The sequence below is a fragment of the Sphaerospermopsis sp. LEGE 00249 genome, from assembly GCF_014299995.1.
Lineage (GTDB): Bacteria > Cyanobacteriota > Cyanobacteriia > Cyanobacteriales > Nostocaceae > Sphaerospermopsis > Sphaerospermopsis kisseleviana.
In genome coordinates, this window is sequence record NZ_JACJUZ010000035.1 from 43661 (window position 1) to 50638 (window position 6978).

Genomic DNA, 6978 nt, shown 5'->3' on the forward strand with positions numbered 1-6978 from the left:
AACTATAATTTTTGATGTTCACATAAAAAACTTTTCAAACTTTTTAACCTTGATTTATTGTAAAATATAAAATAAAATATAAAAGGACTGAAGTCCTTACTACTAACCATGCAGAGTTTATTTACTAAATATCGTCTATTCTGGTCTATTATTTTTCTGGTCGGTGCTTTGGGATTGACTTTTTTTATCTCTCTTTCTCAAGGTGCTGTTAATTTTAATTTTGTTGATTTTTACCAAGCTTTATTTCGAGAAGGTGACCCTATTAAACAAACTATTCTCTGGGATTTACGACTTCCGAGAATTATTGCTGCTATGGTTGTAGGGGCGGCTTTAGGTATGTCAGGCGCACTTTTACAGGGGATGTTGCGTAATAGTTTGGCTGACCCTTTTATCTTGGGAATTTCTGCGGGCGCTGGGTTAATTGTGATTATTATGATTGTTTTGCAGGTGTTCCCTATTGCGATTCCTTTTGCTGCTTGGTTGGGGGCAATTTTAACTTCTGCTCTTGTTATTTTCCTCGGTCGTTCTCCAGGAGGAATTTCTGTAGAAAGGTTAATTTTGGGCGGTGTTGCTGTTAGTGCTTTGTTTGGTTCTGTGCAAAGTACGTTATTATTAATGGCGGAAGATGGTCAGGTGCAAATTGCTTTAAGTTGGTTGGTTGGTAGTTTAAATGGTCGTGGTTGGCCAGAAATTTCTACTGCTAGTCCTTATATTATTTTGGCTTTATTATGTGGTTGTTTGTTAGCGCGATCGCTCAATGTTTTGGCTTTGGGTGATGAGTTAACTGTGGGTTTGGGTGTTTCTTTATTTCGTTCTCGTTTATTAATTGGTGGTGTTGCCACTTTATTAGCTGCTGGTGCTGTGAGTATTGCTGGTTTAATTGGTTTTGTGGGTTTACTTGTTCCCCATGCTGTACGTTTAATGGTGGGAACTGATAACCGTTTTGTTTTGCCTTTTTCTGCTGTTGCTGGTGCTTGGTTATTGATGTTTGCAGATTTATTAGCGCGACTCGGTGCGGTGGAACTTCCTGTTGGTTCGGTTACTGCTTTGTTAGGTTCTCCTTTGTTTATTTGGTTACTTTATCGTCGTTCCAGTGGTTTAGGTTAGAATTATCAATTATCAATTATCAATTATCAATTATCAATTAAAAACTATGCCTTTAGAATTAGAAAATCTCTCTGGTGGTTACACTGCTTTACCCATTGTTAAAGATGTGAATTTGTCTTTACAAACTGGTGAATGGTTGAGTTTAGTTGGTGCTAATGGTTCTGGTAAGTCTACTTTATTAAAGTTAGTTAGTCGTATTCTCTCTCCTCAAGGTGGAGTAATTTTATTGGATGGTAAAGCTATTCATTCTCAACCACCTAATTTAGTTGCTCAGAAATTAGCTCTTTTACCACAACAACAACCTGTTCCTACTGGGTTAACTGTACGTCAATTAGTTAGTTTAGGTAGAACTCCTCATCAAAAATGGTGGCAATGGGAATTAACTGGTAATGATAAACAAATTGTAGAAACTGCAATTCAAAAAACACAACTTGAAAAATTTAGCGATCGCCTAGTAGAAAATCTCTCAGGAGGTGAAAGACAACGGGCTTTTTTAGCTTTAGCTTTAGCACAAGAACCCAAGGTTTTATTATTAGATGAACCGACTACTTATTTAGATATCAATTATCAACTTCAGTTATTAGAATTACTCAAAAATCTCAATCTCCAACAACAATTAACTATCGTCACTGTTTTACATGAATTAAATTTAGCTGCTCGTTATAGTTCGAGAATTGCTTTATTAAAACAAGGTCAACTTTGGGAAGTTGGTACACCGGAAACTGTGTTAAACCCAAGTAATATTTCTGAAGTTTTTGGTGTTGAATCTTTAATTATTCAAACTCCTATTGGTTTACAGGTTTGTGCAGTTTCATCTTTATAAATTGACAATTGACAATTGATAATTGACAATTGTTGTACTCAAGTTTTAAAACCTCTCTTTTCTAGGAGAGAAAATAAAAAATTGCCTATTTCCTCTTCTATTTCTGACTCCTGACCGGGAATTTTAGATTTTAGATTTTAGATTTTAGATTGAAATCAAAGTCTAAAATCTAAAAATAAGGTTTCAAGCCTCTCCATTCATGGAGAAAAATACAAATGTTTTTCGCCTGCAAGCCTCTTCTTTAAAGGAGAGGATAATCCAAAATCGTCAATCCAAAATCCAAAATTGATTGACTCCTGCTATAACTGTCATAATTTATCAACAGTTATAAATTCATAACCCTGTTGTAACAGTTGGGGAATCAAAATTTTGATAGTTTCTGCTACATCTTGTCCACCACAAACTCCATCATGTAATACTATTAATGATCCATTTTGAACTTGTTTTAAAACTCGGTTCACAACAATAGAAACACCAGGACGCACCCAGTCTTCTGGAACAACACTCCACATCACTGGTCTATAATTCCACTGTTGAAATAATTGTAATATTTTGGGTGTGAAAAAACCGTTAGGAGGACGCACATCTCTCACTTGTTCCGGTTGTAATTCACAAGCATTATAAATTGCAGTTTGGGTTTTTTCTAAACTCTGTTTAAGTTGAGTTTCTGACAGGGTGGGAAATGAATGATGTTCGTAACCATGTAACCCTATCCAATGTCCTCTATCTTTAACAGCTTTAGCAATATCGGGTGAACGGTTAACACAAACACCCAACCAAAAAAAACTAGCTGTAATTTTATAATGTTCTAAAACCTTCAATACTTGGGGTGTGTATTGAGGATGGGGACCATCATCAAAAGTAAGTGCTATTTTTTTAGTCTTACTATCTCCACACCAAAGACAGTGGGGAAAAGTTGGTTGAAGTATGCGGTAAACTATTGGAAATAGAGGTGCAAACTGCATAATTGATAATTGATAATTGATAATTGATAATTGATAATTTGTAATTAAGATTTAATTTTCTGCAATTATCATCATGTTAATTAGCCTTCCTAAACTTCCGATATTCCCAAGGATCAACAAATTTTCGATCATTCCAAACTCCTAGCTTTTGCTGTTGTGCTTGTGCTTCTGCCTGTTGGATGATATCTTTACTGGGACACTTGCTTAAATAAGGACGATAAACTTTAGCTAAACCTTCCTCTAACAAAACTTGTTGGATAAAAGTGCCATTTTTTAATCGCACTTCTGCCAATTTTCTACCATAGCGATCGCTTTCTATAATATCCAACTTCACGCGATCGCCTGACTGTTTCACCAATTCTTGTACCCGTATTTGTGCTTTTACTCCCCAATTAAATTGATTTATATCCCGAACCCGCCTACTATTTTTTTCTTTGTTGGTGTGAGGTATTTCTGGTGCATCCACACAAGCCAATCTAACTGTAAATTTTTGATTATCTGCACCTCTTAACACCAATGTATCACCATCACTTACCCTTTCCACAACTTCACCAGAGCCAGCAAATAGGATATTATATTCCATCAAACTCACAACAATGAGAACTGCACTTAAACCAATGATAATTTTTTTAATTAATTTATTCATTTAACGATAACAACAGTGACGACACAGACAATATTGATCTAGATGCTTTAGAAGATGCAGTTGCGGATATTGAACAATATTTAGCACAAAAGGACAAAAAACCGAAAAATTAAGAATTGTTCACCTATGAGTTAATTGTCGCTGGGCTTCATATAACATTAAAGCTGCGGCGATCGCCACATTCAATGATTCTACTCCAGGACTAAGGGGAATTTTAACTTGAGTATCTGCCATTGCGGCTAAATCATCTGACAAACCAGCACCTTCATTTCCCAGTAAAATTAAACTCGGTTTTTGCCAATCTACGTCCCAATAAGTTAAACTCGCAGTTGGTAAAGTCGCAATTACTTGCATTCCCGCTTGCTGACATTGTTGAACTGTTGCTTTTAAATCTTCACTTACTGCCTTATTTAAACGAAACCACTGCCCCGCAGATGCACGTAAAACCTTGGGGTTATCTAAATCAACACTATCATCACTCAACCATAAACCCGACGCACCCGCAGCTGCCGCAGTTCTAATAATAGTTCCCAAATTACCGGGATCTTGCAAAGTTTCCACAGCCAAAACTAACCCACTCCAACCAACTTGGTTTTCCTGTTCACCCCGTTTTGCAGTCGCTACCACACCATCTGGTTGTACTGTAGTTGCGATCGCTGCTAAAACTTCTGTACTGACAATTTCTGCCCGATTACACCGATTACAAGCCACTTGCCATAATTGAGGATGTGTCTGTTCCCATTGCGGAGTACAGCAAACTACATCTAAAGGGTAATCAACCGTACAAGCTTCTTCTAACAAGTGCGTCCCTTCCAATAAAAATAATTGTTGTTTATGCCTCTCTTTGGTAGAGTGCAACTTGCGGATCTGCTTAACTAGGGGATTTTGTAAACTGGTCAGCACGATTTTAAATTTTAGATTTCGGATTTTAGAATGATCTAAAACCCAATATTATGTTAATAATGCGGAACCCGGGACTTGAACCCGGAAGCCTTGCGGCACTAGAACCTGAATCTAGCGCGTCTGCCAATTCCGCCAGTTCCGCTGGCGTTTATTATCTTATCACCAATTTCCTATTATTGCGTAAATCTTGAGAATTGTCAATATAATTCTTTATAGGGAACAGGTGACTGGTGACTGGGGAATTGATGAGAGTTGATTGGGAAACAGAAAATTGATTACCCAGTCACCAATCACCAATCACCAATCACCAATCACCAAACAAAATGTAGACAAATCTACTCTTTACTGTAGAATCGAAACCAACTTCAAACCTTTATTGTTACTTATTTTTTGGAGGTAGGCTTATTAATTCTTCTAGCAGCTTACCAGAGGACAAGTTGTCACCTGAAGCAGACTCCTCAGTCTTGCAAATTTGGGGTGGACATTCTTTGCAAGGTCATGTAAGAATCAGCGGGGCAAAAAATTCAGCATTGGTAATCATGGCTGGAGCTTTGCTTTGTTCAGGAGATTGTCGGATTCGCAATGTCCCCTTATTGGCGGATGTAGAACGCATGGGGCAAGTTTTATCCGCTTTAGGTTTGTCCTTAACCAGACAAGGGGATATGTTAGATATCAATGCCCTAGATATCAGCACATCTAAAGCACCCTATGAATTAGTTACCCAACTGCGAGCCAGTTTTTTTGCCATTGGTCCAATTTTGGCGCGATTGGGTGTAGCACAAATGCCATTACCGGGGGGTTGTGCCATTGGTGCGAGACCAGTTGATTTGCACGTCCGAGGACTGCAAGCAATGGGGGCAGAGGTGCAAATTGAGCATGGTATTTGTAATGCCTACGTTCCTGGTAGCAATAAAAGATTGCAAGGAGCGAAAATTTACTTAGATACTCCCAGCGTTGGTGCAACCGAAACCTTAATGATGGCAGCTACCTTAGCTGATGGGGAAACCATTATTGAAAATGCAGCCAGAGAGCCAGAAGTAGTTGATTTAGCCAACTTCTGTAATTCAATGGGAGCAAAAATTCAAGGTGCCGGTACAAGTACCATTACCATTGTTGGTGTCGAAAAATTACATTCTACTGACTATACAATTATTCCTGATCGCATTGAAACAGGAACTTTTTTAGTCGCTGGCGCAATCACTCGTTCAGAACTGTTACTGTCTCCCGTAGCACCGGATCATCTAATTCCCGTCATTGCCAAATTGCGAGATATTGGTGTACCGATCATTGAAGAAGGTTCAGACTGTTTGCGAGTTTTACCCGCCGAAAAACTCAGAGCTACAGATATTGATACTTTACCCCATCCGGGATTTCCCACAGATATGCAAGCACCGTTTATGGCCTTGCTAACTTTGGCCGAAGGTGACAGTATCATTAACGAATCTGTGTTTGAAAATCGTCTGCGCCATGCTTCTGAGTTGAACCGCTTGGGAGCAGATATTCGCGTTAAAGGTAATACTGCCTTTGTTCGCGGAGTGCCAATGTTATCCGGCGCACCAGTAATAGGTACAGACTTACGAGCATCCGCAGCTTTAGTCATTGCGGGACTAGCAGCAGAAGGAAAAACCACTATTCAAGGACTAAAACACCTAGATCGTGGTTATGACAGATTAGATATGAAGTTACAGCAACTGGGAGCGAAAATTATTCGAGTAAATGAAGCATCGGCAGATGCTGAATTACATTCAAATCATCAAATCTCGTCAGCTTCTGCATCTATCTAGGGTCTAGAGCGTCGATTCAGTAATGCTAGGTAATTTGTTTTTACCTTGTAGGGGCGAAGCATTCGGGTGATAACCTATTGCTGAAACCAGTTCATATTCCATCCGAATGCTTCGCCCTTACGATTAATGAATCGGTGTTCTAGGAGTCAGGAGTCAGGAGTCAGGGAGAGAATATTAGAGCAAGTCCTAAGTTGACAATTTCATAGACAAAACTATACTTATATTGACAAAAATCAATATATTTTTAGGAAAAAATCAACTACTTGATATATAATACGGTGATATCAAGTATTGAATTGAGACTATTGCCGACGCGAAAACCAAGCAATGATGGTGGTAGTCTTTTTCAGAAACTTAATTGGAACACAATCGCGTCTGGCTAAGGCGTGAAAGTCTACTGAGGGATAACTGCTCCCATGCTCCCGTTGAAGTAGAAAGTAAAGTATAGTTTTGTCTAGGTTTTATATAGCAGAATATTAGAGAATATTAACTTTTGGCTTTTGCGATTCATATCATGTCCGGTGGAACACTTACGATCTCTATCAACAATAGTTGATGTTTGGACTAACCGATACAAAAAAGCTGATTGCTGTTAACTGATAGCTGAATGCTTACCCCAAAACAAAAATACCCCCCATTTCTGGAGGGTATTTTCTTATTTAACTAAGCTTATTAAACCCAGTTTCAGATTAACCGTTGATTGCAGGAGCAGTCAAAGCAACAGGAGCAACTTCACCAGCAGCTAAGTCT

6 protein-coding genes and 1 tRNA gene are annotated in these 6978 nt (G+C 38.5%); 3 read left to right on the top strand and 4 right to left on the bottom strand.

The features are described 5' to 3' along the window. Positions 1–108 precede the first annotated feature (108 nt). A complete protein-coding gene (locus tag H5968_RS13585; protein ID WP_137666750.1) occupies positions 109–1107 on the top strand; it encodes an iron ABC transporter permease in 999 nt (332 codons plus the stop codon). A 46-nt stretch (positions 1108–1153) separates the two neighbouring features. Further along, complete coding sequence (locus H5968_RS13590; RefSeq protein WP_096567406.1) at positions 1154–1930, top strand: ABC transporter ATP-binding protein; 777 nt, start codon at positions 1154–1156, stop codon at positions 1928–1930. Between the two features lie 308 nt (positions 1931–2238). On the opposite strand, the gene H5968_RS13595 is transcribed toward H5968_RS13590, so the two are convergent. The 4 genes from H5968_RS13595 to H5968_RS13610 all read right to left on the bottom strand — a co-directional run bounded on the left by H5968_RS13595 (position 2239) and on the right by H5968_RS13610 (position 4586). Continuing rightward, a complete protein-coding gene (locus tag H5968_RS13595) occupies positions 2239–2895 on the bottom strand; it encodes a polysaccharide deacetylase family protein (RefSeq protein ID WP_137666748.1) in 657 nt (218 codons plus the stop codon). Positions 2896–2971: 76 nt separating this feature from the next. After that, on the bottom strand, positions 2972–3541 hold the full coding sequence (locus H5968_RS13600; RefSeq protein WP_187040379.1) for a thermonuclease family protein: 570 nt from the start codon (positions 3539–3541) through the stop codon (positions 2972–2974). 120 nt (positions 3542–3661) lie between these two features. After that, entirely contained in the window at positions 3662–4444 is a 783-nt protein-coding gene (locus tag H5968_RS13605; RefSeq protein WP_187040380.1) for an RNA methyltransferase, read from the bottom strand. A 60-nt stretch (positions 4445–4504) separates the two neighbouring features. Continuing rightward, a tRNA-Leu gene (locus H5968_RS13610) sits at positions 4505–4586 on the bottom strand. A 262-nt stretch (positions 4587–4848) separates the two neighbouring features. Here H5968_RS13610 and murA point away from each other — a divergent pair. Beyond that, positions 4849–6228 carry a UDP-N-acetylglucosamine 1-carboxyvinyltransferase gene (gene murA / locus H5968_RS13615; RefSeq protein ID WP_187040384.1) on the top strand — a complete coding sequence of 460 codons (1380 nt, stop codon included), beginning with the start codon at positions 4849–4851 and terminating at the stop codon, positions 6226–6228. Positions 6229–6978 lie beyond the last annotated feature (750 nt).